Below are 1,902 nucleotides of genomic sequence, written 5' to 3' on the forward strand. Positions count from 1 at the left end.
CGCTACTTTAGCAAACCAAATATTCTTTCATAAGTTTAAATATTTATTTCCTAAATTAGCTTCAATATAAATCTGTAGGATATTTATATTGATAATCCCTTAATGTCTATATACCTGCCGTTGTACAACATTTGACCAAACAATGAAAATCCGAGTTTTAACGACAATATTTTTAGTTTTTATAAGTTGCAAAAATGTGTCTGATAAAGAAACTGAACAAGTCCAAATTGTGGTTGATTCGACTGGATTGAAAATTGAAAAAGCCGAAAAATATATTGGAATTTCTAAACTGAACTCTTTTCTTGAAAACCCACTTAATTTACGGGAATTTAAAAAAAAGAAAAAGAGAGAAGTTACTACTAGTGTGAGTAATGGAAAAGAATACTATTTTAATCCAAAAAACAAAGATTCTATTTTCTATTCTTATTTCTTTCCCGACTTAAAAAAAGAATCCATTAAAATGGATGAAATAGTAGTTTTCAAATATGGAGAAAACAAACATACTTATGACGACGAAATTGAAACTTTGATTGAATTTAGAATTTTCAATCCAGATTCTGATTTAGGAAAAGCTAATCTTTACGGATTAACAAAAACGGAATTGGAATCGGAATTTGGAACAGACTATCTGACATTTGATAATGGAATCGCTTACTCGAATAAAAATAAGATTTTAACTATTGAACTTAATGACTCAAAAGTGAAATCGTTTAGGTACATAAAACTGAATACGGAAAATGTTGACCAAGATTTAATTCAACAAATAATAGAATAAAAAACATTATTCGACATCGTCTAATTAATTTTCTTTTTTAAGAATATTAGTATATCAGTAATTGGATATACTAAACCAACGATTATAAGTCCAAGCCCTGAAAAAAGTTGCTTCCCATTTAAAAAAGAGCTTTCATAGCTAGGATGATTGAATATCATATAAAACCCGAAATAAACAAAGAGAATACAAACCGAATATATTATAATTTTGAAAATGATTTTTAACAACATAAATCGAATATAACCAAACTAAAAACGTTGTACAACACCGTGTATAATTAATTGCTAGGTCACTGCCGACTTACGAACATTCCTGCGGAATATTCTATCTGTGATTTATTTGCTAAATTAGTTGCTTTACCACGCAACTAACCATACACAATCACGTTGGCAGTAATTAAAATCAACACTCAATAAAAACGAATGAGTTATACTAAATTAAATAAGGAAATTGAGAAATATTACAAGTCAAATAATAAATCTTTTGGATATAATGCTTTAAAAACAAATAAAGACGAGCAAAAAAAAATATTGAACGAATATAATAGAGTTCGTGATATTATTGTTGAAAAATGGAAAAAAGAAAAAAGAATAAAAGAGTTAATCTCTTGTGCTCAAGGAGGTTGGTTCCCATACGTTGAATTTACCAAACCATTGGAAGAATATTTTATAGAACAAAATGACTTATTAAGTCTAAAAGTTTTGTGCGAAAAAGAAATACGATTTAAAATAGAAGATACTTTAAAGTGTGTGAAAAATGTAAAAGAGAATTTCCCTAAAGTAACTATTGACGAAATTATTTCTTATAATTTAGAGGAATATTTGAAAACTAAATCATATCATCCAATAGGCGAATTATCACGCTGGAGAAATAAAGCACTGTTGTTGTTAAATCGTTATATAGAGTTATTAAAACAAACGAATGAAATCGAATATTTAAAAATGATTGAAGATTTAAAGGAAAAGACAGAGAAACTGACCATTAAAAAGTCTGAATTGAAACATATTAAACATAAATTAAAATAACTACTGCCAACACCGGTAACCGTTGCACAACCCCTTAAAAAAGTATAAAAACAGCTTAAAATCTTTGTTTTTAAGCTGTTTTTATTTTTGATACTCCATATT

At 27.4% G+C, this 1,902-nt stretch carries 2 protein-coding genes; both read left to right on the plus strand.

The window, feature by feature from the left end; genetic code table 11:
* Positions 1–142 precede the first annotated feature (142 nt).
* Positions 143–775 carry a hypothetical protein gene (locus BM246_RS19650; RefSeq protein ID WP_074940707.1) on the plus strand — a complete coding sequence of 211 codons (633 nt, stop codon included), beginning with the start codon at positions 143–145 and terminating at the stop codon, positions 773–775.
* Positions 776–1,197: 422 nt separating this feature from the next.
* Positions 1,198–1,800: a hypothetical protein gene (locus tag BM246_RS19655; RefSeq protein ID WP_074940710.1), complete on the plus strand. Its 603-nt coding sequence runs from the start codon at positions 1,198–1,200 to the stop codon at positions 1,798–1,800.
* The last annotated feature ends 102 nt before the right edge of the window (positions 1,801–1,902 follow it).

The sequence above is a fragment of the Algibacter lectus genome (assembly GCF_900112395.1).
Taxonomy (GTDB): Bacteria; Bacteroidota; Bacteroidia; order Flavobacteriales; family Flavobacteriaceae; genus Algibacter; species Algibacter lectus.